Genomic DNA, 26,959 nt, shown 5'->3' with positions numbered 1-26,959 from the left:
CGGTGCACGACGCCGAGCGAGGAGGACGCCATGACCACCACACCGCAGACCGCAGAGCAGCGCTGGGCCCGCTTCCGGGAGGGCCGCGACGCAGCGCTCGCGGAAACCCACGGCTGGCTCACCCTGACGTCCTTCCAGTGGCTCGGCAGCGAGGCCGCCGAAGTCGCTTCCGTTCCGGGCCTCTGGTCAGCAGCCGGAGGGACGGCACGCCTGACCGCTCGTCCCGAGGACGGCCTGACCGACCTTGCCACCGGACAGCTCGTGGACGGCACGATCACAGCGGCCCTGGACGACGACGCCTCGCTGCTGTGGGTGGCCCACGGCGGGCCGGATGGCCGACGGGTCGTCGTGGAGCTCGCGCGTCGCGCCGGCCGCTACGCCGTCCGGACCAGGGACGCCGAAGCTCCCACGCTGACGCAGTTCGCCAAAGTGCCGGTGTTCGACTACCGTCCCGACCTCGTGGTGCAGGGCCGGTTCGAGCCGTACGACGAACCGCGCGAGGAACGCATCCGCACCGCGCACCCGGAGGTGCCGGGTACGGAGCGGATCGTGGGTGCCGTCGTGTTCTCCCTGCCGGGCAATGGTCGGGAGTTCCGCCTCGAAGCCTCGCAGGAGGACGCCGGTTCCCTGGTCATCACGTTCAATGACAGCACCAACGGAACGTCTACGGCTGCCTGGCGGAAAGTGACCGCGCGCAAACCGCGACCCGACGGAACCGTCATCCTCGACTTCAACCGCGCCATCAACTACCCGAGCGCCTTCACCCCTCTACGGCACCTGCCCGATGCCGGTCAGCGGAAACGCGATCGACGCACCGATCGAGGCCGGCGAGAAGGACCCGGAGACCTGACGGAGCGCACATGCTCCTCGCTCGGGAGCATCCAGGGAATGCGGGCTCCTCAGGCTTCCCCCCGATGCCGGATCACGGCAGCGTCTCCGGTGGTAGCGGCGCACAATGGTGGAGTGAGTGAGCTGACGGATGCACTGATCCCCCGTCCACGGCGCGAGCTGGCTCCAGGAGCCGTGCATGTTCCTGGCTGGCTCGGCCTGGAGCACCAGCAGGAACTCGTCAACCTGTGCCGAGGGTGGGCGAGCGGACCGGTGCCCATGCGGGCCGTGACGATGCCGAACGGCGGCGTGATGTCCGTGAGGAGCGTGAGCCTCGGCTGGCACTGGCTCCCCTACCGGTACAGCCGCACGGCGGACGACGCCGGCGGTGGCGCCGTCGCCCCCTTTCCCGCCATGCTCCGGCTCCTCGGGCGCGACGCCGCGGCCACCGCGTACGGGGCGGAGGCCGGCTCGTCCTACGAGCCCGATGCCGCCCTGGTCAACTACTACGACGACGCAGCGAAGATGGGGATGCATCAGGACAGGGAGGAGCGCATCAACGCGCCGGTCGTGTCCCTGAGCCTGGGATCGGCGTGCATCTTCCGCTTCGGCAACACGGAGAGCCGCAATCGGCCGTGGCAGGACGTGGAACTCGCGTCCGGAGACCTCTTCGTCTTCGGAGGCCCCTCACGGTTCGCCTATCACGGGGTCCTCCGGACGCTACCCGGCACGGCCCCCGAGGGTATCGGCTTCGACGGTCGGCTCAACATCACGCTGAGGCAGACCGGACTTGCCTAGCCTCCGGCGAGGATGATTCCCCGCGCATAGGCGGCCTGGCCGGCATGCTGCACGGCGTCGTCCAGTACGCTCACGAGCCGGACGAGCAGCGTCACCGGTGGATCCCACCGTTCATCGACCACTTGGTGCAGATCCTCGTCATTGAGGCCTGCAACAAGGCTTTCGGAGAGCGTGTGAACACCGTCGAAGTAGTCCAGCAACTGCTGCGCCGACCCGACCCGCACGGCGTCGACCTGGTCGGACGAGTGTCCGTACCCGGTGTCGGCGCTCTCCAGCGCCAGTCCCCACCGATCGGCGTAGCCGCTCGACAGCCATACCTCGTCGTGGCCGAAGGCCTCGGCGAAGTGGCTGTCCTCGACCCGGGTGAGGTGCCAGACGAGCCACGCTATGGAGTTGGCCGAGCCTGCGGGGCGGATGGACAACTGCTCCGCGTCGAGGCCGTCGACCGCGCTGCGCACCAGATCGGGCAACCGCCCGAACGCCTCGGAGAGGACGTCGACCGACGTCACCGGCGGTCCCGGTCCGCCGCCGCGCCCCGCGCAGCCACGAGCTGCTTGAAGCGTCGGCGCTGCTTGGCGGGAATCAGCGAGAGGAACTGCGGGTGATCGCGCAGGAAGTCCTGGGCCTCGGGGCAGTACGGCACGACGGCGAGACGCCGCCGGTGCGCGTTGAGCAGCACCGCCTGCATGAGCACGGGCTCGAGCCCCAGGCGGCGGAACCTCGGGTCGATGACCGCGTGCAGCAGGTGGACGTCTCCGCCGCGCATGTCGTACTGCACGTAGCCGGCCATGACGCCGTTGCGGTACAGCTCGAATCGCGAGAAAAGCGCGTTGTCACGGAACTTCTCGCGGGCATCGTCCACATTCCCACGATTCCCGGCCTGGAGTTCGCGGCGCCCGAGCTCCTCCATCAGGGCGTCGTACCGCTCCCGCAACTCGGGGGCCGGGTGGTCCATGTCCAGAAGCTGGTACGTGCGGTTGCACAGCATGCGTAACTGGCGCGTCGATGCGGCGGAGAGATCGCCGGGAAAGCCGATGTCCTCGGTGCCAGGGACGGGAGCCAGGAGCGCGCGCTCGCTTCCCCAGGACTGCGTCACCCCATGCTGAGGTACGGTCGGATGTTCGAGGATCTGGGGATGCTGTTCCATGGTTAACTCCACGTCCGGTGGGCCCATGGCCTTCTGCTCGACCAGTTCCTGCAGTCTAGGTGACCTCCGCCATATTGGAAAGCTCAGCAGGCTGTCAATGGCCGGAAGCACTCCCGGGGGTTTCCACTCCCAGCGGAGACCTCCGATACCATCCCGCACCTGCTCCACCGGCGACCCCTGTCCGCCTCCCGGGAAGGGAGCGCTGTCGCGCGGTCGTCGTGCGATTCCCAGCGCCGGAATTGTCCCGGCCGGGCGCTACTATTTCTGCTATGCCTGTCGGGACAGGCTCGGATCGTGAGTCTGGGGAGACAGCACATGAAGCGTGGGCGGGTGCACTATCCGTTGCGTTACAGGCGCGCTCGGTCGCTGCTGTACGTCATCGGCCTGTTCTGGTTGTGGGTGTGGCTCGGCAGCGCCACCCTGCTGGACAATCTCTATCACTCGCCCCTCCATGCAGCCCTCGCCATGTACGCGATCGCCGTCGTCGTCCTCGTGTCCCTTCCCGCGGCCCTGCTCGCCGTCGCGCGCATGGTGCTGGCCCATCCTCGGCACAACGGGGTCGTCGTGCAGTTGCCGCTCGCCCAGCAGCCACGGCCGGAATCCGCGCACTGGTGGTACGGCGAGAAGGTGTCCTGATCGGCGCCGCCACCATCAGGACGACGACAACAGGACGACGGCGCCTCCCTCCCGGGAAGCGCCGTCCGTGCCTTGCAATCGTGATGGCGTAGGGCGGCTCAGCCCACGCAGTCGCTGCAGAACTGCTGTCCGTCCTTCTCCGAGGCGATCTGGCTGCGGTGGCGCACCAGGAAGCACGAGGCGCAGGTGAATTCGTCGTCCTGGGGTGGGATGACCTGGATGAGGAGTTCCTCACCGGAGAGGTCGGCGCCCGGCAGGTCGATGCCCTCCGCGGTGTCGGCGTCCTCCACGTCGACGGAGGATGACTGGGTACTACCGCCCCGGTTGGCTTGGAGCGCCTCCAGTGATTCCGCTTCCTTGTCCTCGTCGTTGTTGCGCGGTGCGTCGTAGTCAGTTGCCATGCCTGGTGCCGTTTCTCTGGGAGGTACTGGTGCCGCTGGGGCTTGTGCAGCAATCGAGTCTAGTGGCCGGGAGCGCGCCCGAACCCGTCTGGGGACCGTCCCCGTGATGCTTGTCATACCCCGCCGGGGCGTGCGTCCGGAAGAAGATGCTGGACGCCCTCGCACGCCGCTGGCACGCTGGGACAGTCCTCTCCATCCGACCCACGGAGATCGCCATCGCTTCGTCGACCCCTCCCACGCCGGCTTCACCCACCCCGGGCGGCCACCTGCAGCGCCGCAACGTGCTGGTCGGCGTCCTCTTCGGATGTGGCATCATCGCGTTCGTCGACGAGGCCGTCTTCCATCAGCTGCTGCACTGGCACCACTTCTACGACCGCTCCACCCCGGCCGCCGGTCTCGTGTCCGACGGCGTATTCCACGCCTTCAGCTGGTTCGCGACGGTCGCCTCGCTCTTCCTTTTCGCGGACCTCAGGCGCCGCAGCGCCCTGTCGATCCGCCGCTGGTTCGGCGGCATCCTGATCGGCATCGGCGCCTTCCAGCTGTTCGATGGCCTGGTGCAGCACAAACTGCTCGACCTGCACGAGGTCCGCTATGGAGTCAACCTGCTGCCCTACGACCTGATGTGGAACGGTGCAGCTCTCGCATTCCTCATCGCCGGGATCCTGGTGCTCCTGACGCTCCGGCGAGCGAACCGGCCGGCCAACCCCCGGCCTTGACCGACAGTTCCCATCACCCAGGCGGCACGGGACTCGCCGGTGGGGATCCCTCCGGCTTCGTCGCGGACACCGCGGTGGCGCTGGTGTGGATCGGGCTCGCCGTGCTGTACCTACTCGCCGGACGGGCCGCCGCCCTCCGCGGACGCGACGACTGGAAAGCTCGGCGCACCCTCGCCTGGTCGGCCGGCGCGGGGCTGGGCCTGGCGGTGACAGTGGGGCCGGTCGCCGATGCGGCCGCCGGGAGCTTCACCGTGCACACGGCCGTGCACCTCGTCCTCGGCATGCTCGTTCCGTTGCTGCTCGTCCTCGGCGCTCCGGTATCCCTGTTCCTGAGAGCGGTCCCCGTCGACGTGGGTCGGCGCTTCAGCAGGCTGCTCCGGGCGGCACCCTTGCGCCTGCTCACCCACCCTGTCGTCGCAACCCTGCTGAATACCCTGCCCATGGCATTCCTGTACTGGGACGGCACCGGATTGACGATGCTTCACGATCCGGTGATCGGGCCCCTCCTGCACCTCCACTTCGTGGCCTCGGGCACCCTGTTCACCTACGCCGTCGTCGGGTTGGACCCCAATCCGCACCGCGCCCCCGCCTGGCTCCGGGGCAGCATGATCGGACTGTCGATCGCTGTGCACGGAATCGTGGCGAAGCACCTGTATGCCGTCGGCGATCGGGACGGACAGCCGGCGGACACGGAGCAGGCGGCACAGCTCATGTACTACGGCGGGGACTCGGTGCACGTGCTGCTGCTGGTCGTGTTCTGCGCACAGGTCTATGGCAGGGCACATTCCGGAATTCCCTCTAAGCCCCGAGCACATCCTTGATCCCTGGCCGTCTCCTGCTGTTCATGATGATGAAGTGGACAGCATTGAGTCAGTCCGCATATAACTAGTTTGTAGAACTAGTTGACAGCACACTTCGTATTTCTGGGTGGAAGGTAGAAGAGCGATGACGCAGACGATCGGTGACACTCTTGGCCGAGGAGATACGGCCGTCGGTGCCCCCCTCCACTGCGGAGAACCCATGACCCTGCGCGAGACGTCCTATCGGGGGTCTTCCTACGGCCTGCTGCCGCAGCCGGTCGCCGCGTTCGACGTCGAACTGGTCTGGGCGTGCTCGTGCGGGTTCCAGCTCTCCCACGAGGAGCCCGCCGAGCTTGCACTCCCGCTGTCTCCCGCTCTCCGTCGCGTCGCAGCCGCCGCCGCGGACCTCGAGTCGGTGCAGTGGCACCTCGACCAGCTCACGACCGAACTCGAATCGGCGGTGCTCCGGGCAGCCGATGCGGGTGCAGCGATCACCGACATCGCGGAAGCGGCCCACCTCGAACCCTGCGAGGTGCGGCAGCTCGCCTCGGGTAGCCACCTGCTTGTCGACGTAGGCTAGTCAGGGCGCTACCCGTTCCCGGGCGCCCTGTCCGCTACGGGCCGGCCACGATCCAACGCAAGGGTGAACTGCAATGAACGAGCCCGAGTGGGTACAACACGCCATCTGGTGGCAGGTCTATCCGCTGGGATTCGTAGGAGCGGAGAAGGCGGCAACCCCGCACCCCGCTGACACTCACCGCTTGCTGGACCTGGTGCCGTGGCTCGACTACGCCGTGGGGCTCGGTGCATCGGGGATCGCACTCGGTCCCGTCTTCGCCTCCGAGACGCACGGCTACGACACCACCGACTACTTCCGCATCGATTCCCGGCTCGGCACGTCCGAGGACTTCGACACGCTCGTCTCGGAAGCCCACCAGCGCGGATTGCGGGTTCTGCTCGATGGCGTCTTCAACCACACGGGCCGCTCCTTCGGCCTCTTCCATGAAGTGCTCGAGCAGGGTCCCGCCGCGGCCAGTGCGTCCTGGTTCTCGCTCGAATGGCCTGCAGGAGCAGTTCCAGGCGTCGAACCGGGGTACCGGGACTTCGAGGGGCACCACCATCTCGTGGCGCTCGACCACACGGAACCGGCTGTCGCGGATTTCGTCGTCGAGGTCATGCAGCACTGGCTCCGGCGCGGTGCGGACGGCTGGCGCCTCGACGCGGCCTACGCGGTGCCGTCGTCGTTCTGGGCCGACGTGACGGCCCGCGTCCGCGCAGACCACCCCGATTCCTACTTCGTCGGGGAGTACATCCACGGCGACTACGTCTCCGCGGTGGTGGACGGCGGCCTCGACTCGGTCACGCAGTACGAGCTGTGGAAGGCGGTGTGGAGTTCGCTCAACGATGCGAACTTCTTCGAGCTCGCAGCCGCCCTCGAGCGCCACAACGCCCTCCTCGGGACGTTTGCGCCGCTGACCTTCATCGGCAACCACGACGTCACCCGCATAGCGAGCAAGCTCACCGACCCTGCGCTGGTCCAGCACGCCGTCGCCGTCCTGCTCACCGTCGGCGGCACGCCGTCCATCTACTACGGCGACGAGCAGGGCTACAGGGGCATCAAGGAGGACAGGGCAGGGGGCGACGACGACGTCAGGCCGCTCTTCCCCTCCTCGCCCTCGGAGCTGTCCCCGATCGGTCAGCCGGTCTTCTCCGCGCATCAGGAGCTGATCGGCCTGAGGCGGCGCCATCCGTGGCTGCACCGAGCGACGACGGACATCGTTCAGCTGTCCAACGAGGTGCTCGTGTATCGGATCGCCGCCAGCTCGTCGGAGAGCCTGGTGGTCGCGCTGAACCTGTCACACGGCACCCTGTCGGTCGATGCGGCGGGCGCCGGCTCCGTGCTCGCCGGACAGGCTTCGGTTGCCGCCGGCGAGGCTGTGCTGCCCGGGAGGGCCTGGGCGGTCCTGGGCTGAGCGTCGTCCGCGCGCCTGCACATCCCGCTCCGCCGGGCGGCAGAATGGCTGGCGGTGGATAATTCAACCAACGGAACAATGCGGAGGTGGGGCGAATGGGCGTGGACGAACACGGCGCAGAGGTCGCGGTCGACTTCACGCCCTGGCCACGGCCGGTCCCGCTGCACATCCTCAACGGCGTCAAGAAGGTGCTGCTGGTGGGCGCGATCCTCCTAGGCGTGCATCAGCTCTTCCCCTCGACGTCCCTCGGATCTTCCCTGAGCAGCACGTTCACCCTCCTCGTGGTGATGTCCTGGCTCGGGCCGCTCGTCCGGATCCTGGCAGCGAGACCGTGGGTCCGGCAGGCGCCCGAGGAGTAGCTGCCGTCGCTGGGAACCAGAAAGGCGAGGCCCCTGATTGCAGGAGCCTCGCCTTTCTGTCATCCGTGGAGCTTAGGGGAATCGAACCCCTGACCTTTTCATTGCGAACGAAACGCTCTACCAACTGAGCTAAAGCCCCGGAACCACTAGCGGACACCAACACTGTACCCAAGAGGAGGGCCTGAGCCCAAAGCATCAACGGCACCCTGATCCCGAGACGGGGTGTCACGGGCCGGGAGTAGTCTTCTCCCCATGTCCCGCACGCCCCATCGGGCAACCCCCGGCCCGCACACGTCCACCGACATCAGACCCTGGCCCGCCCTGTGGTCGCTCGTCATCGGCTTCTTCATGATCCTGGTCGACTCCACCATCGTCTCCGTCGCCACCCCCGCCATCATGGAAGGGCTGGGCGCCGGCATCGACAGCGTGATCTGGGTGACCAGCGCCTACCTGCTGGCGTACGCGGTGCCGCTGCTCGTGACGGGCAGGCTCGGTGACCGGTTCGGGCCCAAGCGCGTCTACCTCGTGGGCCTCGTGGTCTTCACGCTGTCGAGTGCGTGGTGCGGACTCTCCGCCTCCGTGGAGGCGCTCATCCTGGCACGGGTCGTGCAGGGCCTGGGCGCAGCACTCATGACGCCCCAGACGATGTCCGTCATCACGCGGATCTTCCCGCCCGAGCGCCGCGGGGCCGCCATGGGGCTCTGGGGCTCGGTCGCGGGCATCGCAACGCTCATCGGACCGGTGCTCGGCGGCGTGCTGGTCGATTCCGCAGGCTGGGAATGGATCTTCTTCATCAACGTCCCCGTCGGAGTCGTCGGGTTCATCCTTGCCTCCCGCCTGGTTCCCACCCTGCCCACGACGTCGCGCCGGTTCGACATGCTCGGCGTGTTCCTCAGCGCGGCCGGTCTGTTCTGCCTGGTGTTCGGCATCCAGGAGGGCGAGAGCTACGACTGGGGCAGGATCGCGGGCCCTCTCTCCGTGTGGTCGCTGATCATCACGGGCATCGTGCTCCTGGTCGCGTTCGTCATCTGGCAGCACGTCAACCGCGGCGAACCCCTGGTTCCCCTCACGCTCTTCCGTGACCGCAACTTCTCGCTCGCCAACACCTCGATCACGGCCATGGGTTTCTCGATCACCACCCTGGCGCTGCCTCTTATGCTCTACGCACAGACCGTCCGCGGCCTCTCCCCGACGCAGGCCGCCCTCCTGCTGACACCGATGGCCGTCGTCTCCGGTGTACTGGCCCCGTTCGTCGGCAAGTACGTGCAGCGCAACAACCCCAAGTACATCGCCATCGCGGGGTTCGCCGGCATGTCCGGCGCGCTCTTCTGGCTCGGGTCCATCCTCACCCCGGACGTCCCGATCTGGCAGTTGCTGCTCCCCGTCTCGCTCCTCGGCCTGTCGAGTGCCGGCATCTGGGCTCCCGTGTCCCTGACCGCGACCCGCAACCTCGCGCCCTCCCTCGCGGGCGCGGGATCCGGCGTCTACAACACGACGCGTCAGATGGGTGCAGTCCTCGGCAGCGCCGCGATCGCCGCTGTGATGCAATCGCGCCTGATGGCCAACCTCGGAGGCAGCGCGATGGGCGCCACACCGGGCGCGGCGCTTCCCGACCGGGCCCGCGCGGGTTACGCCCTGTCGATGGGGCAGGCGCTCTACCTGCCCGCCGTCGTCATCCTCCTCGGCCTGGCTGCTGCACTGTTCTTCGCCAGGCCGCAGAAGAACGCAGCGTGGTCCGGCGGCGCCGGTGCCGCACCAGCCGGGAAGGACGACGGGCCCGCGGATCGTCGGCGGGAGACGACACCTGCGGATCCCTGAGCTGTTGCCTCGGGGAACCACCGGTAGTCTTCTGCCATGGCTGATGAGACGCAGGACACAGTGAACGACACGTCGAAGGACTCCGGACCCGTCGACGCCAAGGAGGTGTCGGATGATTTCACGATCCGGGACCACACCTCGCCCTCGGGCCTGAAGTACAGGACGACCACCGGTCGCCTTGTGCTGCGCCGGGAGGAGACGAAGGACGGCAAGGCCGACGGCTTCAAGCCGAAGGCCGAGATCTTCATCGTCGCGTACACCCAGCAGGACGCCGACCCGGGACGGCCCGTGACGTTCGCGTTCAATGGTGGGCCGGGGTCCGCCTCCGTCTGGCTGCACCTGGGCCTGCTGGGTCCACGGCTCGTCGATTCGGGTGATGTGGGGGCCATGACGAGCGCACCGTTCGGTCTCATCGACAATCCGGACACCCTGCTCGAATCGAGCGACCTCGTGATGATCGATCCCGTCAACACCGGATTCTCCCGCGTGGTCGCGGGCGAGAAGGCCGACGAGTTCCATGCATTCGTGCAGGACAGGGACCTCGTCGCGGAAGTGATCCGCCTCTGGACCACGCGCAACAACCGCTGGCTGTCCCCGAAGTACCTGGTCGGCGAGTCCTACGGCACCCTTCGCGCCGTCGCCGTCGCAGGGCGCCTGTTCGATGCCTACGGAATGGCGGTCAACGGCCTGGGCCTGATCTCCACGGTGCTGAACATGTCCACGCTGCGCTTCTTCCCCGGCAGCGACCTCCCCTACGCACTGCACCTGCCCACCTATGCCGCCATCGCGCACTACCACGGCAGGCACGGTGACCGGGAGCTCGCCGACGTCCTGCGGGAAGCCGAGGACTACGCAGCGCGGGACTTCGGCTATGCCCTCACCCAGGGCAGTCGCCTGACGAGCGAGGAGCACGACGACGTCGTCGCACGGCTCCATGCCATCACCACCCTCGACGAGGGGTTCATCCGCCGGACCAACTTCCGCTGGGCGTACCACGAGTTCGCGGCGGAGATCCTCCGTGCCGAGGGGCTGGCCGTCGGCCGCATCGACGGCCGATTCGCCGCGCGTCCGAACAACCTGCAGGCGTCTGACTCCTTCGATGATCCGAGCATCCGGGCCATCACGGGACCGTACTCCGCCGCGATGAACCACTACGTCCGCGCGGAACTCGGATACGAGAACGATCTCCCCTACGAGATCCTGACAGCCCGTGTGCAGCCGTGGAGCTACCGCACGTTCGAGGGCGCTCCCGTGGACGTCTCGGGAGTCCTCGAACGGCTCCTCGTCCACAACCCGAACCTGCGGGTGCATGTGGACTACGGCTACCACGACGGTGCGACCCCGCACTTCGCAGCCGAGTACGTGTGGGCGCACATGGATCTGGACGACGCCGCCCGCGCCCGCTTCACCCACCACTATCACGAGGCCGGGCACATGATGTACCTCAATCCGGTAGCACGGGATACACAGTTGCGCGCCCTGCGAGCCTTCGTCACCGAGGGACGATCCCGCCCGGAATAGTACGTAGGATGATCGATACCGCAGCGACAGCCGCCGTCGGTTACCGACCATAAGGACTTCATCGTGCTGAAAAGGATCCTCTGGGCCCTGGTGCCCGTCATCGCCTCCCGTGTGCTGAACAAGCGTGCCGGACAGCAGCCCCGCGCCAACAAGACCCGCTACAGGGGCCGTTCCGGCAGGTAGCAGGAAGGCTCTCCGGGACCAGGAAGGAACTGATCATCGCACCTCGTGACGAGGCCGGCTTCGCCGACATCCGAAGTTACGCAGCAATCGGTGACGGCCGCACCGTCGCGCTGGTGTCGCTCGATGGTGCGATCGACTGGTATCCGACGCCCGACCTCGATTCGACGCCGGCCTTCGCGCGGCTGCTGGACCGGGACGAAGGCTTCATGGCGCTGGCGCCGACGGGGGATTTCACGGTGGAACGCCGCTACGCGGACGGTTCCAATGTGCTCGAGACGACGTACACCACGGACACGGGCACCGTCCGCGTCACCGACTCCCTGAACACGGGCGTGGCAGGCAGACTGCCGTGGGGCGAACTCGCCCGCCGCGTCGACGGCCTGGCCGGAGCGGTGGACATGGCATGGTCCATCAGCCCTGGAACCTGCTTCGGAGCCGCCTCGCCCTGGCTCGACAACGGACCCGACGATCCCGTCCTCCGCATCGATGCCGTCGGTCTCGGCATCCGCGGTATCAATCACGGGCTGAAGGCGCCCGAAGGCCAGTCCATCGAGGGCTCCTTCACCACCTCGGAAGGCTCGCGGCACCTCGTCGCCGTCGTCTCCACCCATGGCGAGCCACTTCCGCTCCCCGATCCGCAGACCATCGACGACGGCGTGGACCGCACCATCCGCAACTGGCAGACCTGGTCCGACAACTTCGCGTACGACGGCGACTACCGGCACGCTGTACTGCGCAGCGCGCTCACCCTGAAACTGCTGCTGCATAGCCCGTCCGGGTCCATCGCGGCAGCCGCGACCACCTCGCTGCCGGAGAGCGCGGCCGGCGGGAAGAACTGGGACTACCGCTATGCCTGGGTCCGGGACACCGCGTACACACTGCACTCCCTCACGCGTGCCGGGCTCCGCGAGGAGGTCCATGCCGCGGTGTCGTGGATGCTGAAGAATCTCCGGTCCCAGGGTTCGGACCTCGAGGTGTTCACCCGGCTGAACGGCCAGCTGCCCGAGGGTACGGACCGGCCCGACCTCACGGGCTGGCGCGGCATCGCTCCCGTCGTCGACGGCAATCCCGCGGCGGGCCAATTGCAACTCGGCGTCTTCGGGGATGTTTTCGACATCGTCTGGCAGTACGTCCAGGCCGGTCATGTGCTCGATCCGGCCACGATGCGCCAGCTCGCCGATCTGGCGGACCTGACGTGCGACATCTGGCATCGGCGCGACGCCGGCATGTGGGAGCTGCCCGAGGAACGCCATTACGTCACCTCGAAGCTGGGATGCTGGAACGCACTGCGCTGCGCCGTGCTCCTGGTGGAGCGCGGGCAGTTGCAGGGTCCCGTCGAGCGGTGGTCGGCCGAGCGCGACCGCATCCGGGACTGGGTGCACGAGCACGGGTGGTCCGAGGAACGCCAGAGCTACATCTGGTACCCGGGATCGACCGACCTGGACGCCTCGATCCTCCTGCACGCCATGAGCGGCTTCGACACGGGCCCCCGCATGTCGTCCACCCTCGACGCCCTCCGCGCCGAGCTGGGAGCGGGCCCACTCCTCTACCGCTACAGCGGGATGCAGCGGGAGGAGGCTACCTTCGTGGCCTGCGCCTACTGGATGGTGTCGGCCCTTGTCGCCGTCGGACGTCGCGACGAGGCCGTCGACCTCATGGAGGAACTGCTGCCGCTCGCGAACGACGTCGGCATCATGTCCGAGATGATCGAGCCCTCAAACAACGCGTTCATGGGCAATGTCCCGCAGGGACTGAGCCACCTCGCGCTGATCGTGGCCGCCCTGTCCATCTCGGGCAAATCCTGAGGGTCAGGCCGTGGCGAAGTAGACCCACACGCCGATGACCCAGGTGGTCCCGGCGAGGCAGGCGAGACCGAGTTCGGCGAGGATCCCTAGCCCCGTCGCCTTCAGTGCGTGGAGACTCGACGTCAGGGCGGCGCGGGCGTTCCGCTGCCGGGCGAATTCGCTCGCGAACAGACCGAGCGCGAAGCCCACGAACAGGCCGACGACGGGAATCACGAACATGCCGACAACCCCCGAGAGAACGCCGACAGTCACCGACCGCCCGGGGATCCGGCGTTGCTTCAGCGTCCGGCCGGTGAGGACGATCCCGGCAGCGAGACCGGCTCCGGCCAGCACCGTCCCGATCGCGAAGACCACCCACCCCTCGGTCGTCGCCACCGTCAGCGCCCATGCGAGCAGGGACACGATGATCAGGATGCTCCCGGGCAGCACAGGGACCACGACACCAGCGATACCGACAGCGATGAGCGCACCACACACGACCGTCATGAAGACCTGTAGATCCATGTCCCCAGTCTTGCACCCGGATCGCGACCCGAAGCAATGGAACGAGCCCGACGCGCTGCTCCGTGGAATACTGGAGTGAATACTAAGCCAACTTAGCGAGCCTGCGGGCCCTGAGATCAGGAGGACCAGTGAGTACACCAGGAACAGGGAACACGGACGGCGAGCGCAAGGGTGCATCCGCTGACGGACCACGGCACGCCGACAACCCGGACAATCCCACCGAGGTGATGGACACCGGCCGTTCCGGGGCAGGCGCGAGCAGCACCGGCCGCGGCTCGAACGGACACCATGTGAGCGGCTCCACCCGCGCGGACGGCACCGATGGAGGCGACTACGTGCCCGGTGCGTATTCGGCGGACGACGACACGAGCGGTGACTACGTGCCGGGGATGTACTCCGGAGGCTCAGGTGCTGGTGATCCGACCCCCACACGTGAACATAACCAGCCGGCAGCTTCCCGCGACGTCCCGGCGACCCGCCGGCACGGACCGGAAACACAGGCACACACGAAGGTGGTCCCGGTGACGGCGACGAAGCACTCGGACTCCCGGTCCGACGACGAGCGGGGCCGCGAACACCGACTGCCCCGCGCTGCTGCCGCAGGAGGTGCAGGGGCGGGCGTCGGATCGGGCGTTCCCAGCCTCGAGGACCGCAAGGTGCTCCACCAACGCGAGAAGGAGCATTTCGGTGGCATGAAGTTCGGCTCGGCGTTCTTCGGGTGGCTCACCGCCACCGGGATGTTCGTGTTGCTGTCCGCCCTCGTCGGGGCACTGGCCACGGCGTTCGGCTTCGGAGCGAACCTGTCCAGGTCGGACGTGACGAGCGGTTCGGGCGAAGCGCAGGCCACCGGAATAACGGCCGCCGTCGTCCTCGGCGTCATCCTCCTGGTCTCCTACTTCGCCGGCGGGTACGTCGCCGGCCGGATGGCGCGTTTCAGCGGGGTCAAGCAGGGCGTCGCCGTGTGGCTGTGGGCCATCATCGTCGCCGTCGTGCTGGCGATCGTCGGCTTCATCCTCGGCAACCAGGCCAACATCACGGAGCGGTTCCAGGGTCTCGGTGTTCCCTCCTCGCAGGAGCTCACCGGGCCCGGGCTCCTCGGACTCCTCGTGGTGGCCGCCGTCGCACTTGTCGGTGCGATCCTGGGTGGGCTCGTGGGCATGCGATACCACCGGAGGATCGACCGGACGGACTTCGACGCACTCGAGGACGCCGAGTAGGAGCTGCGGACACACGCCGCAGCACCACCTGAACAACGCAACAGCCCCGGACTCGCAGGAGTCCGGGGCTGTTGCGTCAGGTGGCCACGAGGATCAGGGCGAGGGCATTCCACCGTTGACGTTCAGGGTTTCACCGAGCACGTAGCTTGCCTCGGACGACGCCAGGAAGACGTACGCCGGGGCGAGTTCGGTCGGCTGACCCGCACGACCCAGCGGCGTGTCCTTGCCGAATTCGGGCAATGCCTCCTTGGGCTGGCCGCCCGAGGGCTGCAGCGGCGTCCAGATGGGACCCGGCGCCACCGCGTTGACGCGGATTCCCTTCGGCGCGAGCTGCTGCGCCAGCCCCTTGGTGAAGTTGTTGATCGCCGCCTTGGTGCTCGCGTAGTCGATGAGGGTCGGCGACGGCTCGTATGCCTGGATCGAGGTGCTGTTGATGATCGCCGAGCCGGGCTGGAGGTGCTTGAGCGCTTCCCTCGTCACACGGAAGAACGAATAGATGTTCGTCTTGTAGGTGTGGTCCAGCTGCTCGTCGGTCAGTTCCTCGAGCGATTCGACCGCCACCTGCTTGGCCGCGTTGTTGACGAGGATGTCGAGACCGCCGAGCCCGTCCACGGCCTGCTGCACCAGTGAGGTGCAGTATGCGGGATCCTTCAGGTCACCCGGAATACAGACGGCGGTGCGGCCCTCGGCTTCGATGAGTCCCTTGACGACCTGCGCGTCCTCCTCCTCCTCGGGGAGGTAGGAGAGCGCGACGTCCGCACCCTCCCGGGCGTAGGCGATGGCAACTGCTGCGCCGATCCCCGAATCGGCGCCGGTGATGAGGGCCTTGCGGCCCGTGAGCCGGCCCGTCCCGCGGTAGGAGGTCTCGCCGCGGTCGGCCTTGAGATCCATGTCGGCTTCGAGCCCGGGTTCTCCCTGCTGGTCTGCCGGGGGCGTGATGCTCTCGAACCTCGTGACGGGGTTCTGGAAGGTGTACTGATCGGTCGATCCTGCTGTGCTCTCGGAGGTCATAGGTGTTCTCCCTGTTCAGAGTGCGTGTCCCGCGCCGCGTCGGACGCATATGGGCTGTCGACTGGGCCGTTAAAGCTAAGCCTACTTATTACCCTAGGGCTCACGAATATCTCCCGCAACAGGCGCGTGACCGCCCCGAGCTAGAAGACGACGGAGAAGAAACCTGCACCGACGCTGAGGACCAGGGCGGCGACGAGGAGCCAGACGATCGGGGTGCGGAGCTTTCGCATGTGGTCCATAGTGGCCCCAGTCTAGCCTCCGCCGCTCGTCCGTGCCCGGACGGACGCCTCCCGTTGCGCACGTGCCAGGCGCTTCATTCCGTCCGCCGGCCGGACGGGCTCGGGCCACCGCGGTTGCAGCTCGTCACCGAGGGTGATCCTCCTCAGGCGGCGCCCGAACATCGGTACCACCCACTCGCCCAGCCAGGTTGTCTCGCGGCGGAGTCCCGCCACCAATCCGGCGTATCCCTCACGCTCGGGCAGGCGTGGCGTCAGGGAATGGTCGACTCCGAGGATCCGCAGCACGTGCGCGGCCAGGTTTCGGTGCCCTGCGGGTGACATGTGCAGGCGGTCCGCATCCCAGAGGCCTGGATCCGAGTACTCGTCGAAGCACCAGTAGTCCACGAGTACAGCGTCGTAGGTGCGGGCGATGCGCCGGACGTGGTCGTTGTACAGCCAGTTGCGCCGCTTCATGGGCTCGAACACCGGGCTCAACGGGATGTCGAACCCCGTGAAGAGAAGCGGACGGGCCCCTGCCCGGGCGATGCGGGCCACCATGGCCTCGTACTCCCGCATGAGCGCGCCCATGTCGGTACGGAGTTCGAGGATGTCATTGCCGCCGGCGTAGAGACTCACCAGCGTGGGCTTCAACGCCAGCGCCCGCTCCACCTGTTCGTCGCGAATCTGGTGCAGGCGCTTGCTGCGGATCGCGAGGTTGGCATACTCCCACCTCGGGTCCTGCCGGCCCAGCTGCTTGGCAACCCGGTCAGCCCAGCCCCGCACGCCGTTCGGGAAGCTCTTGTTCCAGTCGCCGACGCCTTCGGTGAAGGAGTCTCCGATCGCAACATACCGGCCAGCCATTCGAGCAACGCTAGCCGTCGGGGATGAATCGCGGGGCAACAGTGGGACCAACCCCCGATGAACTTTCGCTGCGCGGGCGTACTGTCAGCCTCCCTCGCCCACGACGAGTAGCATCCCGCCGGTCAGCGCACCACGCGGTAGCGGAGATACACGACACCCGAGCTGAAGGTGCGGGTTTCCACCTGCTCGAGATCGATCTGCCGCTGATGACCGGAGAGATGCTGAGGTCCGGGGAAATACGGGATGCCTCCGCCGACGAGCACCGGGTAGACCCGGACCCGGTACTCGTCGATCACACCCGCTGCGGCGGCCTCGGCGGCGAGGGTCGCCCCGCCGATCGCGATGTCACCGGCTTCGGACTCCGCTTTCAGTCGACGGATCTCGTCGGCCAGACTGCCGGAGGCCAGACCGTAGGTCCCCTGCACCGCCGCCAGGGTCCTGGAGAACACCAGCTTCGGGAGCCGGTTCCAGATGTCCGCGAACTCGAGCTCCTTGTCGTCGAGCGAGGAGTCCTGATCGGCGGTCTCCCAATACAGCATCGTCTCGTAGAGGTTGCGTCCGAGCAGGTGGACGCCGACCCCCCGTACTTCGTCGATTGAGGCCTGGAACACCTCTTCGTCCGGGACCGACCAGTCGAAGCCGCCGTCCGGCCCGACGATGTAGCCGTCGAGCGACATACTCATCGAATAGATCACCCTGCGCGCCACGGGACCTCCTTGATCATAGCTTCGTCGACCATAGCTTCGTCGGCGCCGACACCCGGCGGGGTCGAGGACGTTGCCCGCAGACTACCTCCGGGCTCCTCCAGGAACCAGACCTGGAGAGCGCAGCGCGGCCGCGGAAATAAAAGCCCGCATCGCGCGGCTGAAGCTCGCATGGAGCAACGCATCGGAGTGACAGGGTCGACCGGCACCGTGGGTGGCAGGGTTGCCCGGATCCTCGCCGCCGAGGGAGTGCCACTCGTCCTGCCGGCCCGCTCGCCGGATCGGGTGCAGCACCTTCCCGGGTCGGTGGTCCGCCAGTGTGCCTACGACGATGCCGACGCGGCCCGTGAAGCCCTTGCCGGCGTCGGTACCCTCTTCATGGTGTCCGCCGGCGAGGAGCAGAACCGCGTGGCCACCCATCGCACCTTCATCGATGCCGCCCGCGCTGCCGGGGTACGGCATATCGTCTACACGTCATTCCTCGGTGCCGCTCCGGACGCCGCGTTCCTCCTGGCGCGGGACCATTGGTACACCGAGGAGTACATCCGCGCATCGGGAGTGGACTACACCTTTCTGCGGGACAACCTCTACCTCGATTTCGTGCCCGCCCTTGCCGAGGACGGCGTGATCCGCGGCCCTGCCGGACGCGGGCGGCTGTCCGCCGTAGCACAGGCCGACGTCGCCCGCTCCGCAGCAGCCGTACTGCGCGCTCCGCAGGCGCACGTCGGGACGACCTATGACCTGACGGGGCCCGAGGCCTTCACCCTTGCCGAGGCCGCGGCGACCATCACGCAGCTGACGCCGGCCACGGTCCGCTTCGAGGACCAGACGCACGAGGAAGCGCTGGCGAGCCGCGCACACCACGGCGCACCCCGATGGCAGGTCGAGGCCTGGGTCAGCACCTACACGGCAATCGCGCGCGGCGAGCTCGCGGAGGTGTCGCCGGACGTCGAGCACCTCACGGGCCGGCCGCCGCTCGCACTCCACGACCTCCTCGCGGCGAAGAACTAGCGGCAGCATGCGCAGAGACGTCGTCCCGGAGCCGGCGAACAGCCGGGCCTTCTACTCGTTCCTCACGTCCGTCGTCGTGCCGCGTCCCATCGCCTGGATATCGTCGACGTCCACGCAGGGAGTGGACAACCTCGCACCCTATTCGTTCTTCACGATCGCGTCCGTCGATCCGCCGATCGTCCAGTTCACCTCCGTGGGCCGTAAGGATTCCGTGCGCAACATTGAGGCCACCCGGGAGTTCGTCGTCGGCTTCACCCCCGAACACCTCTTCGAAGCCGTCAATGCCACCGGCACGAACTTCCCGCCGGATGTCAGCGAGTTCGACGCCGTCGGCCTTACCCGCGAGCCCAGCGCGACGGTGAAGCCACCGCGCGTCCTCGAGTCACCCGTCGCACTCGAGTGCAGGCTGCACCTCATTCAGGACATGGGGAACTGCACGCTCGTCTTCGGCGAAGTGCTCCACGCCGTGGTGTCCGAGGAGGTGCTCGACGGCGCACTGCCGGCCATCGACGCACTCCGACCCCTCTCGAGGCTCGGCAAGAACGAGTGGGGCACTGCAGGAACGGTCCGCGAGATCTCGCGCATCCCCGTCGAGAAATGGCCCGGGCACTATGGCGGGGCCGCCTCCATGCCCTGACCCGGCTGTCGCTGCTGCTACAGAGCGGCGCCGGGCGTCCGGAGGATGTGTGCCAGGATCGGCTGCGTGGCCCGGAGGCCCAGCAGCACGAGCGCGACACCGCCCGCCAGGCAGCCGATGATCACGGCCACGGACAGAGGCGCGAAGATCAGTGCCATCCCGGCAAGCGGGAGTACGACGACGACGGCGGTGAGCGCGCTACCCACTGACACGACGATCAGCGGGAACATCACGGCCCGGGTCCGGGCGGCGTTCATCGTCGCGACCGGCATGCCGAGGCGGTCCAGGCTCACGTAGAGATCCCGTCGGTCGAGCAGCAGCGAGGACTGGTTGACGCCGACCGAGCAGGCGACCATCAGGAACGAGGCCACGATCGTGATCAGCAGTCCGGTGCGGACGTCGTCGCCCAGGAACCGCTCGCTGCCCTCCAGAGGGCCGCTCGCATTCATCAACGCCGCCCCGGTGCCGCCGAAGACGGCGATGAAGCACGTCATCGCCACACCGCTGACCTGGCGCCAGGAACCTCTCGGGGAGTCCAGGATCTGACGCGCGGCGAGGAGCCGCTCGGGCAGCTGCGCCGCCCGCAGCTGCCGGCGGGCCAGGACCCCGATCAGCCACGGTCCCACCAGGTTGAGGACGGCCAGGGCCCCGGCGAACCCGGTGGCGAGCACGACGACGACCACGGCGAAGTCCCTGATGCCGTCGAGGTTGCTCATCACTGCTACCACCGCGCCGATCACCGCGACCGCGCCGACAGCTCGCAGCCAGTGCAGCTTCGGGGGCTGCTGGCGCGTGCGCACCCCGAGGGGGGAGATGACGATCTTCCGCAGCCCGAGCATCGCGCTGACCGCGGCGAGGATGACGACGCCGGTCGCCACCAGCACAATGGGCCCCGGTCCCATCCAGACGGAGCGTCCCAGGGCTTCGCCGCGGAAGGGGATGAGCTGCACCAGGGGCACCAGCAGCAGGTGCCCGATGACTCCGGCGAGGGCGCCGACGGCGGCGAGCAACGCCGATTCGGCGACCGTCATGACGGCGACGGTCGAGGCCGGCGCTCCAAGGAGGCGCAGGGTCGCGAGCCGCTCGTCCCGCCGCCGTGCCGACAGGCGCGCAGCGGAACCGCCGAGCGTCATCAGCGGAACCACGAGCAGTGCCGTCGCGATCGCGGCGAGGGCCAGGTACAGCTCACCCGTGTCGTCCTTCCACTGGAAGAAGGACAGGCCACCGGCGACGACGGTCAGCAGGAGCGCGGTGACGAGCGCGAAGGCCGTCACCGGGAGGGCCGCGGCCGAGAGTCCGTTCGCGGAGGGCCGGGCGAGCAGCCAGGTGAGCCGGAGCGGAACCATCAGTGGAACGCTCGGCGCGGACGCCTCGACTGCGGTGGCCGGGAGGGTGACGGTGCCGGCACGCGCGCTCATGCCGCTACTTCTGCCCGGAGGGAATCGCTGACGATGCGGCCGTCGCGCAGACGAACCGTGCGTGCGCAGCGCCGGGCCACGTCGTCGTCGTGCGTGACCACCACGAGCGTCTTCCCCGTCCCGGTGGTCGAGTGCAGGAGGATGTCCATGACCTCCGCAGATGTGCCCGAGTCGAGGGCACCTGTCGGCTCGTCCGCGAAGATCACGCTGGCGCCGGTCACCTGTGCGCGGGCGATCGCGACGCGCTGGGCCTGGCCACCGGACAACTGGCCCACGCGCCGGTCCTCCATGCCGGCGAGCCCGAGCGCGGCCAGCCACTGTGCCGCCGAGTGTTCAGCGCTCGCACGATCGACACCCAGGAGCATGAGGGCGACGGCCACGTTCTCGAGGGCGGTCAGTTCCGGGATGAGCAGACCCTGTTGGAACACGAAGCCGAAGGTCGAACGCCGCAGGGCGGACCGGTCGCGGTCGGACAGGCGGGCGACGTCGGTGGTGCCGCCGTCCCGCTGGAGGAGGACCTGCCCGGCGTCCGGCGTGATGATCCCGGCGAGGCAGTGGAGGAGTGTGGTCTTCCCGCCACCCGAGGGGCCCATGACGGCAACGGATTCACCGGCACGGATGTCGAGGCTGAGGTCGGCGAGCGCACGGGTCGCGTCGTAGTTCTTCGTCAGACCGCGCGCGCTGAAGACGGCGGTGCCGGTGGTCGCAGGGCGGGGCGGCACGGGGGTGCCGGAGGGGTTCGTTGTCATGCCTCCATGCTTCCGGTGGCGCCCCCACAGGCGCGTCCGGCCGCGGTCTGAACCTCCCGGTAGGCACTCATACCGTGGTGGTACAAGATAGTAAGTCAGCTGTCTTTTTTCGCCGCCGGGCCGTTACGGTGGAACCATGTTCTTCCTCTTCGGCCTGACCACGCGCGAGAACCTGCGGTTCACGCGCTCCGCCACCTGCCGCTACTGCAGTATGCACGCCCCGCAGCAGGTGATCGAGCGCAAGACGAAGCTCTCGGTGTTCTTCATCCCACTGCTCACCCTCAAGAAGACACGCCTGCAGGTCTGCACCCATTGCGGCGGCACCTCGAGGATCAGCGGCTCGGAAGAGCGCGCGCTCGCTCGCTGATCGAGGCTAGGCGTTCCACAACCCGTAGGAATCAGCGAGTGAGGAGATCTTCTGCGCTCGCGCCAGGCGGGGAAGATAGGAGCCATCGCCTACCACCGCTCCCGCTGCGTGCTCACGCAGGAGCTCGGCCGCCCAGTTGATCTCCGACTCGCTCGGCGAGAGGCCCTTGTTGATGGTGTCGGTCGCGTCGGGCAGCAGGCACAGCTTGCCCGTCATCCCCATCGATGCCGTGACCTTGCACGCCTCGAGCAGTTCCTCGCCCAGGGCTCCGACCGTCGGTCCGTCGATCGGACCGGGGAGTTGCCCGACGCGCGAGGCCACGACGAGCTTGGATCGCGCATAGGCGAGCGCCATGGGGTCATCCGAGGCGCCGGTGTCCCGGCGGAAGTCTCCGACGCCGAAGGCCAGACGGAAGGTGCCGGGCGCACTCGCGATCGCCGTCGCGTTCTCGATGCCGAGGGCGGATTCGATCAGCGCGAGGACCGGAGTACCCGCCTGGAGACGCATGGCGGTGTGTGTAACCTGCTCGGGCTTCTCCGTCATGGCGAGCATGACTCCGCGCAGGCCCGGCGCCCTGGAGAGGGCTGCGAGGTCGTCGGCCCAGTAGTCGGTCTCGATTCCGTTGACACGCACCCACGCCGTCATGCCGGTGGACAGGGCCTCCACCACGCGATCACGAGCCTCGGCCTTGCCCGCTGCCGGGACGGCGTCCTCCATGTCGAACACCACGGAATCCGCCTCGGACGTGAGGGCGGGGATGAAGTTGTCCTCGGAAGCAGCGGACGCCAGCAGCCAGGATCGGGAGAGCTTGGCGGGAAGCGCAGCGGCGCGGCTGTTTCTGAGGGAGGTGGCCATGCTCAAACACTACTGAGGACTGCCGCGCATTATCCACCGGAGACGTGCGGCGCCTCGTGAACACTACGACCAAAAGGGGCGGGGACCCCTGCCCTCGCGGGCGGACCGCCCCTGTCCCTGCAGACAGCGATGACGGGTCGCCGCCAGTCGTCCTCGGCGATCGGTCGGTCAGCCCGTCACACTGTCCCGACGGGCAGTCGTCACGGCATGCATCGAGGCTGTGACGTGCTCCACGGTTGAAGTCCAGTCCTGCAGGAGGGCCAGCACGTTGAGGCCCTGTGCCCTTCGGCTATCCAACGAGCCCGCGAGGGTTGTGAAGAGAGCCGATCGGAGCTCTGTATTCATATTGATCTTGCCGATGCCCGCCGCGCCGGCCTGCTCCAGGCTCGACTGCGGTATACCCGACGCTCCATGGAGCACCAGCGGCGTATCTCCGGCTCGGACGCAAATCTTCGCTATGCGATCCCAGTCGAGCTTCGGCGCGCCTGCGTAGTGGCCGTGCACATTGCCGACCGCAACGGCGAGCAGGTCGGCTGCCGACTGTTCGAGGAAGTCAGGGACCGTGTCCGGATCGGTCATCCCCGAAGCAGCCGAGGCGTGGGCAATGTCCTCATCACCCGGAAGATCACCCAGTTCGGCCTCGAGGACGATCCCGGGGCCCACCACTGCCCGGGCCTGGCGGACGAATTCCGCATTCTGGTCATGGGGCAGCGCCGATCCGTCCGCCAGGACAGCGTCTGCGCCGGCATCGACAGCGGCGCGAACGAGCTGCAGATCTGTGGCATGGTCGAGTTGCACGCACACCGGCGTGCTTGCGTCATCGGCCAGCCCCCGAAGGGCCCGGACGAACCGGAGCCCCTGCATCCCGGAAGCGGCCTTGGGCGGAACGAGCAGGATGACCGGACGATCAGCGGCTTCACTTGCAGCAACCACGGCTTGAGCGGTGGTGAAGTCATAGGTGGTGAGAGCCGGAACGGCAGTGTTCATTCCAAGTGCGTCAGCAACGACGTTCAGCATATTGGCGCGCAAGAGTCATCCTTCTTCGGGGGTCGTTCGTGGTGGCGTCGAACCTGTTGCCTAATTCGCGGCAGCCGGTGGTGCAGGGGCCGGAGGGGCCCCCGCAGAGAGGATGTACGTCTGCAGGTCATCCCGGGTCTGTTGCATATGGTCATCCATCGCTTGGCGGGCCGTGCCCGGAGTCCCGCTGGTGAGGGCGGCGAGGATTTTCCGGTGCTCGGCGATGGCATGCACCTGGATCTGCGGCACCTTGGAGGTCTGCGTGCGCCGGGCCTCGAGAATTCGATGCAGGGGCTCGAACATCACCGCCACGAACACGTTGCCCGATGCCTGAAGTATCCGCTCGTGGAAACGAAGGTCCGCGGCGACGAAGCCGGGGACGTCCTGGAGCTCGTGCGCGGCCTGCATCGCTTCGATGTCCTCGGCCAGTCCAGCCAGATCCTCGTCGGAGAGCTTCCCGGCAGCGAGCTCACACGCCCCCGTCTCCATCATGCGCCGGAGCTCGATGAGTTGCAGTGAGGTGGCTGCGTCGTCCTGGCCCTCGGACACCGCACGGAGGACGGCATCCATCGACGCCCATCGTCCGAGGGGATTGACGAACGTTCCCCTACCGCGCTCGACCCTCAGGATGCGCTGAGCTGCAAGCGTTCTGATGGCCTCCCGGATGGTCAGGCGGCTCACGTCATGCTGGGCGCTGAGCTCGTTCTCGCCCGGGACGAGCGCTTCCGCAGGCAACTCCCCGACGACGATGCGCTGAAGCAAGGCATCTGCCACTTCGTCGGACAAGGACCTGCGCGCCATACCCTCACTCCAGCTGTTCCAAACCTCTACGCGACACGGGTTGCGCCACGGCATGTGTTCTGCAACACTAACACGCAACAGACATCAGACGTCTGATTTTTGCACGACGGAGTGGACAGTGTTTCTCGAATCAGAGCTTCTTTCTTCTTTTCCGCCCGACACCCCTGTGTCCGCAGCAGCGGTGCGGAAGGCGATCGACGCGGGCGGTACCAAGGCCGAACCAGTCCTCGTCGTTCTTGATGACGACCCGACAGGCACACAATCGGTTGCCGATCTTCCCGTCCTGACGACGTGGACGGTGGAGGACTTCGCATGGGCGTTCGCCATGGACGGGCCTGCCGTCTACGTCCTCACCAACACCCGCAGCCTCGATCCCCAGGAAGCCTTCGAGCGCAACCGGCAGGTGGTCCGCAATGCCCGGGTCGCCGCAGGTGAGAGCCGAGCTGTGACCTTCGTCAGTCGGAGCGATTCGACTCTTCGAGGTCATTTCCCCCTGGAACCCGACGCCATCGCGGGGACCCTCGCGAACGATTTCGACGAACAGATCGACGGTGTCGTCATCGTCCCCGCGTTCCCCGAGGCCGGCCGCATCACCATCGGCGGCGTCCACTACATGCGCCAGGACCACGGCACGGTAGTGCCGGTGAGCGAGACGGAGTTCGCGCAGGATGCGACGTTCGGCTTCACCCATTCAGAGCTGGCCCGGTACGTCGAGGAGAAATCCGGTGGCCGCATCCCGGCTGCGTCGGTCATCGGCATCGACCTGTCCGTGTTGCGCCAGCCCGATGAACAGCGGACGGCCCATGCTGTCGCAGCCATCCTGGACCGCGCACACGACGGTTCGATCATCGTCGCGGATTGCGTGAGCGAGAACGACCTGCGCAGGCTCGCTCTGGGCTTGGAGGCCGCTGAAGCCAGAGGCAAGCGGTTCATCTACCGGGTGGGGCCGCCGTTCGTCAGGGGCCGCATCGGCCAGGAGATGCGCGCGCCCCTTTCCGCGGACGACGTCTTCGGCGCCCTCGAACCACGGGACCGGGGCGGCCTGATCGTGGTCGGCTCCCACGTCGGTCTCACGAGTCGCCAGTTGGCCGAACTCACTCGCCAGCACCCCGCGGCGACTGTCATCGAGATCGACGTCCAGATCCTGCTCGCCGGCGGACGCGGCGCCTATCTCGACCAGGCAGTGGGTGAGGTGACCGCAGCGCTCACGGCGGGCGACGTCGTCCTCCACACCAGCCGGCAGCTGGTTCGTGCCGATGACGCGGCAGCCAGTCTTCGTATCGCGCGAAGCGTATCCGATGCCCTCGTCGAGGTCGTCAACCGCACCCTGAAAACCTATGCGCCGCGCTTCGTCATCGCCAAGGGAGGCATCACCTCCTCCGACGTCGCCACCCATGGCCTCGAGATACGCCGCGCCCTTGTCCGCGGTCCCATGCTGCCGGGGATCGTGTCGCTCTGGGAACCCGTACAGGGGCCGGCGCAGGGCATCCCCTATGTGGTCTTCGCCGGCAATGTCGGGGATGACTCCTCCCTCGCGGCTGTCACCCGAACACTGAGCAGCCGTTTCGAGACGACCGTCCCCACCCGCAACGCACGTTAAGGAACACGATGAACTCCACAGATGCCAGCAGTGCACCCGCCACCTCCCCGTCCGGTCCAGGTTCGTACTCAGGTTCGTACTCCGCCGCCGTGCTCGGGCTCGGGGCCATGGGTCTGCCCATGGCAACCCGCCTCGCCTCCCGCCTCACGGTGCACGGATTCGACATCGCTCCCGAACGATCGATGCTCGCGAGTGAATCCGGCATCACCACGTTCGACACTGCGGGTTCGGCCGTGGAAGGCGTCGACGCCGTTCTGCTCGCAGTCCGCAACGCCGAACAGCTCAGCGAGGTTCTTTTCGGCGCGAATGGGATCGCGCCGACGCTGAAGCGGGGCGCCGTGGTGATCATGACCAGTACGGTCGGAGTCGACGCCGTCGTCGAGGTTGCCGGTCGCCTTGCCGAGCTCGGCGTCGACCTCGTCGATGCGCCGCTGTCAGGCGGTCCGCTCCGCGCCGGTCAAGGTGACCTCCTCATCGTCGTGGGCGCGGTACCGTCGGCCCGGGAGACAGCAGCTCCCGTCCTGGACCTGCTGGCCTCGACCCTCACCGTGGTCGGCGACAAGCCGGGCGACGGGCAGGCACTGAAGACCGTCAACCAACTGCTCTGCGGCGTCCACATCGCCGCCGCCGCCGAGGCGCTGGCACTCGCGCAGTCACTGGGCCTGGATCCGGAGAAGACACTCGAGGCCCTCCAAGCCGGTGCAGCGGCGTCCTTCATGCTTGGAAACCGCGGCCCCCGCATCCTGCAGGCCTGGGACCCAGAGGGTGCTGAAGTGCTGAGTCGACTGGACATCTTCGTCAAGGATCTCGGCATCGTGACCTCGGCCGCCCGAGCCGTTGCACTACCGACCCCCCTCGCCGCCGCCGCCGAACAGCTCTTCCTGCAGGGTCAGGCGCAAGGACACGGAGCCCGCGACGACTCCGCAGTCATCACAGTCGTCGCACCCCGCAAGCCCGACTCGCACGCCTGACCCGCTTCCTCCACCCCGCAGTCAAAGGAGACT

28 protein-coding genes and 1 tRNA gene are annotated in these 26,959 nt (G+C 67.6%); 16 read left to right on the top strand and 13 right to left on the bottom strand.

Annotated elements, in window-relative coordinates; all coding sequences use genetic code 11:
- The first annotated feature begins 30 nt into the window (after nt 1–30).
- Nucleotides 31–1,626 (top strand): alpha-ketoglutarate-dependent dioxygenase AlkB, encoded by a 1,596-nt coding sequence (locus tag FDK12_RS15395; RefSeq protein WP_317616716.1) that lies wholly within the window; start codon nt 31–33, stop codon nt 1,624–1,626.
- On the opposite strand, the gene FDK12_RS05960 is transcribed toward FDK12_RS15395, so the two are convergent.
- Nucleotides 1,623–2,135: a mycothiol transferase gene (locus FDK12_RS05960; protein WP_137368684.1), complete on the bottom strand. Its 513-nt coding sequence runs from the start codon at nt 2,133–2,135 to the stop codon at nt 1,623–1,625. The two genes, FDK12_RS15395 and FDK12_RS05960, sit on opposite strands and share 4 nt — an antisense overlap.
- Nucleotides 2,132–2,773, bottom strand: a complete 642-nt coding sequence (locus FDK12_RS05955) for a GNAT family N-acetyltransferase (protein ID WP_189636272.1) — start codon at nt 2,771–2,773, stop codon at nt 2,132–2,134. The genes FDK12_RS05960 and FDK12_RS05955 overlap by 4 nt, the downstream gene beginning before the upstream one ends.
- 315 nt (nt 2,774–3,088) lie before the next feature.
- Between FDK12_RS05955 and FDK12_RS05950 the strand changes: the two genes are divergently transcribed.
- Nucleotides 3,089–3,409, top strand: coding sequence for a hypothetical protein (locus FDK12_RS05950; protein WP_137368682.1), 321 nt, complete (start codon nt 3,089–3,091; stop codon nt 3,407–3,409).
- A 98-nt stretch (nt 3,410–3,507) separates the two neighbouring features.
- Here the strand turns inward: FDK12_RS05950 and FDK12_RS05945 are convergent, their stop codons facing one another.
- Nucleotides 3,508–3,810 (bottom strand): DUF4193 domain-containing protein, encoded by a 303-nt coding sequence (locus tag FDK12_RS05945; RefSeq protein ID WP_104116136.1) that lies wholly within the window; start codon nt 3,808–3,810, stop codon nt 3,508–3,510.
- A gap of 146 nt (nt 3,811–3,956) precedes the next feature.
- Between FDK12_RS05945 and FDK12_RS05940 the strand changes: the two genes are divergently transcribed.
- The 5 genes from FDK12_RS05940 to FDK12_RS05920 all read left to right on the top strand — a co-directional run bounded on the left by FDK12_RS05940 (nt 3,957) and on the right by FDK12_RS05920 (nt 7,658).
- Entirely contained in the window at nt 3,957–4,526 is a 570-nt protein-coding gene (locus FDK12_RS05940; RefSeq protein WP_137368681.1) for a DUF2243 domain-containing protein, read from the top strand.
- Entirely contained in the window at nt 4,523–5,347 is an 825-nt protein-coding gene (locus FDK12_RS05935; RefSeq protein ID WP_189636271.1) for a cytochrome c oxidase assembly protein, read from the top strand. The genes FDK12_RS05940 and FDK12_RS05935 overlap by 4 nt, the downstream gene beginning before the upstream one ends.
- A gap of 124 nt (nt 5,348–5,471) precedes the next feature.
- Nucleotides 5,472–5,906: a hypothetical protein gene (locus FDK12_RS05930; protein ID WP_137368679.1), complete on the top strand. Its 435-nt coding sequence runs from the start codon at nt 5,472–5,474 to the stop codon at nt 5,904–5,906.
- Between the two features lie 73 nt (nt 5,907–5,979).
- Nucleotides 5,980–7,299: an alpha-amylase family glycosyl hydrolase gene (locus FDK12_RS05925; protein WP_137368678.1), complete on the top strand. Its 1,320-nt coding sequence runs from the start codon at nt 5,980–5,982 to the stop codon at nt 7,297–7,299.
- A 95-nt stretch (nt 7,300–7,394) separates the two neighbouring features.
- Nucleotides 7,395–7,658, top strand: a complete 264-nt coding sequence (locus FDK12_RS05920; RefSeq protein ID WP_137368677.1) for a hypothetical protein — start codon at nt 7,395–7,397, stop codon at nt 7,656–7,658.
- Between the two features lie 66 nt (nt 7,659–7,724).
- Here the strand turns inward: FDK12_RS05920 and FDK12_RS05915 are convergent.
- Nucleotides 7,725–7,797, bottom strand: a tRNA-Ala gene (locus tag FDK12_RS05915).
- 113 nt (nt 7,798–7,910) lie between these two features.
- Between FDK12_RS05915 and FDK12_RS05910 the strand changes: the two genes are divergently transcribed.
- The 3 genes from FDK12_RS05910 to FDK12_RS05900 all read left to right on the top strand — a co-directional run bounded on the left by FDK12_RS05910 (nt 7,911) and on the right by FDK12_RS05900 (nt 12,985).
- Nucleotides 7,911–9,476: a DHA2 family efflux MFS transporter permease subunit gene (locus FDK12_RS05910; protein WP_137368676.1), complete on the top strand. Its 1,566-nt coding sequence runs from the start codon at nt 7,911–7,913 to the stop codon at nt 9,474–9,476.
- Between the two features lie 36 nt (nt 9,477–9,512).
- Entirely contained in the window at nt 9,513–10,997 is a 1,485-nt protein-coding gene (locus tag FDK12_RS05905) for a S10 family peptidase (RefSeq protein WP_137368675.1), read from the top strand.
- Nucleotides 10,998–11,215: 218 nt separating this feature from the next.
- A complete protein-coding gene (locus FDK12_RS05900) occupies nt 11,216–12,985 on the top strand; it encodes a glycoside hydrolase family 15 protein (protein ID WP_137368674.1) in 1,770 nt (589 codons plus the stop codon).
- 3 nt (nt 12,986–12,988) lie between these two features.
- Here FDK12_RS05900 and FDK12_RS05895 read toward each other — a convergent pair whose 3' ends face one another.
- A complete protein-coding gene (locus FDK12_RS05895) occupies nt 12,989–13,489 on the bottom strand; it encodes a DUF456 domain-containing protein (protein ID WP_137368673.1) in 501 nt (166 codons plus the stop codon).
- A 128-nt stretch (nt 13,490–13,617) separates the two neighbouring features.
- Between FDK12_RS05895 and FDK12_RS15200 the strand changes: the two genes are divergently transcribed.
- Nucleotides 13,618–14,706, top strand: coding sequence for a YrzE family protein (locus FDK12_RS15200; RefSeq protein WP_223263117.1), 1,089 nt, complete (start codon nt 13,618–13,620; stop codon nt 14,704–14,706).
- A 93-nt stretch (nt 14,707–14,799) separates the two neighbouring features.
- Here FDK12_RS15200 and FDK12_RS05885 read toward each other — a convergent pair whose 3' ends face one another.
- The 3 genes from FDK12_RS05885 to FDK12_RS05875 form a co-directional block, all read right to left on the bottom strand.
- Nucleotides 14,800–15,717, bottom strand: coding sequence for an SDR family oxidoreductase (locus FDK12_RS05885; RefSeq protein ID WP_137368672.1), 918 nt, complete (start codon nt 15,715–15,717; stop codon nt 14,800–14,802).
- A gap of 251 nt (nt 15,718–15,968) precedes the next feature.
- A complete protein-coding gene (locus FDK12_RS05880; protein ID WP_137368671.1) occupies nt 15,969–16,796 on the bottom strand; it encodes an SGNH/GDSL hydrolase family protein in 828 nt (275 codons plus the stop codon).
- Between the two features lie 122 nt (nt 16,797–16,918).
- Complete coding sequence (locus FDK12_RS05875) at nt 16,919–17,503, bottom strand: dihydrofolate reductase family protein (RefSeq protein WP_223263116.1); 585 nt, start codon at nt 17,501–17,503, stop codon at nt 16,919–16,921.
- Between the two features lie 168 nt (nt 17,504–17,671).
- Between FDK12_RS05875 and FDK12_RS05870 the strand changes: the two genes are divergently transcribed.
- A complete protein-coding gene (locus tag FDK12_RS05870; protein WP_137368670.1) occupies nt 17,672–18,511 on the top strand; it encodes an SDR family oxidoreductase in 840 nt (279 codons plus the stop codon).
- A gap of 7 nt (nt 18,512–18,518) precedes the next feature.
- Nucleotides 18,519–19,148, top strand: a complete 630-nt coding sequence (locus tag FDK12_RS05865) for a flavin reductase family protein (protein WP_137368669.1) — start codon at nt 18,519–18,521, stop codon at nt 19,146–19,148.
- Nucleotides 19,149–19,165: 17 nt separating this feature from the next.
- On the opposite strand, the gene FDK12_RS05860 is transcribed toward FDK12_RS05865, so the two are convergent.
- A complete protein-coding gene (locus FDK12_RS05860; RefSeq protein WP_223263115.1) occupies nt 19,166–20,566 on the bottom strand; it encodes an FtsX-like permease family protein in 1,401 nt (466 codons plus the stop codon).
- The gene (locus FDK12_RS05855; protein ID WP_137368668.1) at nt 20,563–21,315 is read right to left on the bottom strand and encodes an ABC transporter ATP-binding protein; all 753 of its coding nucleotides are present in this window, start codon (nt 21,313–21,315) and stop codon (nt 20,563–20,565) included. The genes FDK12_RS05860 and FDK12_RS05855 overlap by 4 nt, the downstream gene beginning before the upstream one ends.
- A gap of 136 nt (nt 21,316–21,451) precedes the next feature.
- Here FDK12_RS05855 and FDK12_RS05850 point away from each other — a divergent pair, with 136 nt between their 5' ends.
- Entirely contained in the window at nt 21,452–21,682 is a 231-nt protein-coding gene (locus tag FDK12_RS05850) for a zinc-ribbon domain-containing protein (RefSeq protein ID WP_137368667.1), read from the top strand.
- Nucleotides 21,683–21,688: 6 nt separating this feature from the next.
- On the opposite strand, the gene FDK12_RS05845 is transcribed toward FDK12_RS05850, so the two are convergent.
- The 3 genes from FDK12_RS05845 to FDK12_RS05835 form a co-directional block, all read right to left on the bottom strand.
- Nucleotides 21,689–22,537, bottom strand: coding sequence for an HpcH/HpaI aldolase/citrate lyase family protein (locus tag FDK12_RS05845; protein WP_137368666.1), 849 nt, complete (start codon nt 22,535–22,537; stop codon nt 21,689–21,691).
- A 168-nt stretch (nt 22,538–22,705) separates the two neighbouring features.
- A complete protein-coding gene (locus FDK12_RS05840) occupies nt 22,706–23,554 on the bottom strand; it encodes a class II fructose-bisphosphate aldolase (RefSeq protein ID WP_223263139.1) in 849 nt (282 codons plus the stop codon).
- Between the two features lie 60 nt (nt 23,555–23,614).
- A complete protein-coding gene (locus FDK12_RS05835; protein ID WP_137368664.1) occupies nt 23,615–24,355 on the bottom strand; it encodes a FadR/GntR family transcriptional regulator in 741 nt (246 codons plus the stop codon).
- 118 nt (nt 24,356–24,473) lie between these two features.
- On the opposite strand from FDK12_RS05835, the gene FDK12_RS05830 reads away from it, so the two are divergent.
- Complete coding sequence (locus FDK12_RS05830) at nt 24,474–25,955, top strand: four-carbon acid sugar kinase family protein (RefSeq protein ID WP_137368663.1); 1,482 nt, start codon at nt 24,474–24,476, stop codon at nt 25,953–25,955.
- A gap of 8 nt (nt 25,956–25,963) precedes the next feature.
- Nucleotides 25,964–26,926 carry an NAD(P)-dependent oxidoreductase gene (locus tag FDK12_RS05825; protein ID WP_137368662.1) on the top strand — a complete coding sequence of 321 codons (963 nt, stop codon included), beginning with the start codon at nt 25,964–25,966 and terminating at the stop codon, nt 26,924–26,926.
- Nucleotides 26,927–26,959: the final 33 nt, after the last annotated feature.

Origin of the sequence: Arthrobacter sp. NamB2, from assembly GCF_005281365.1 — a bacterium.
Lineage (GTDB): Bacteria > Actinomycetota > Actinomycetes > Actinomycetales > Micrococcaceae > Arthrobacter_D.
The sequence above is the reverse complement of the archived record's forward strand: the minus strand, read 5'-3'. Positions and strand labels throughout refer to the sequence as shown.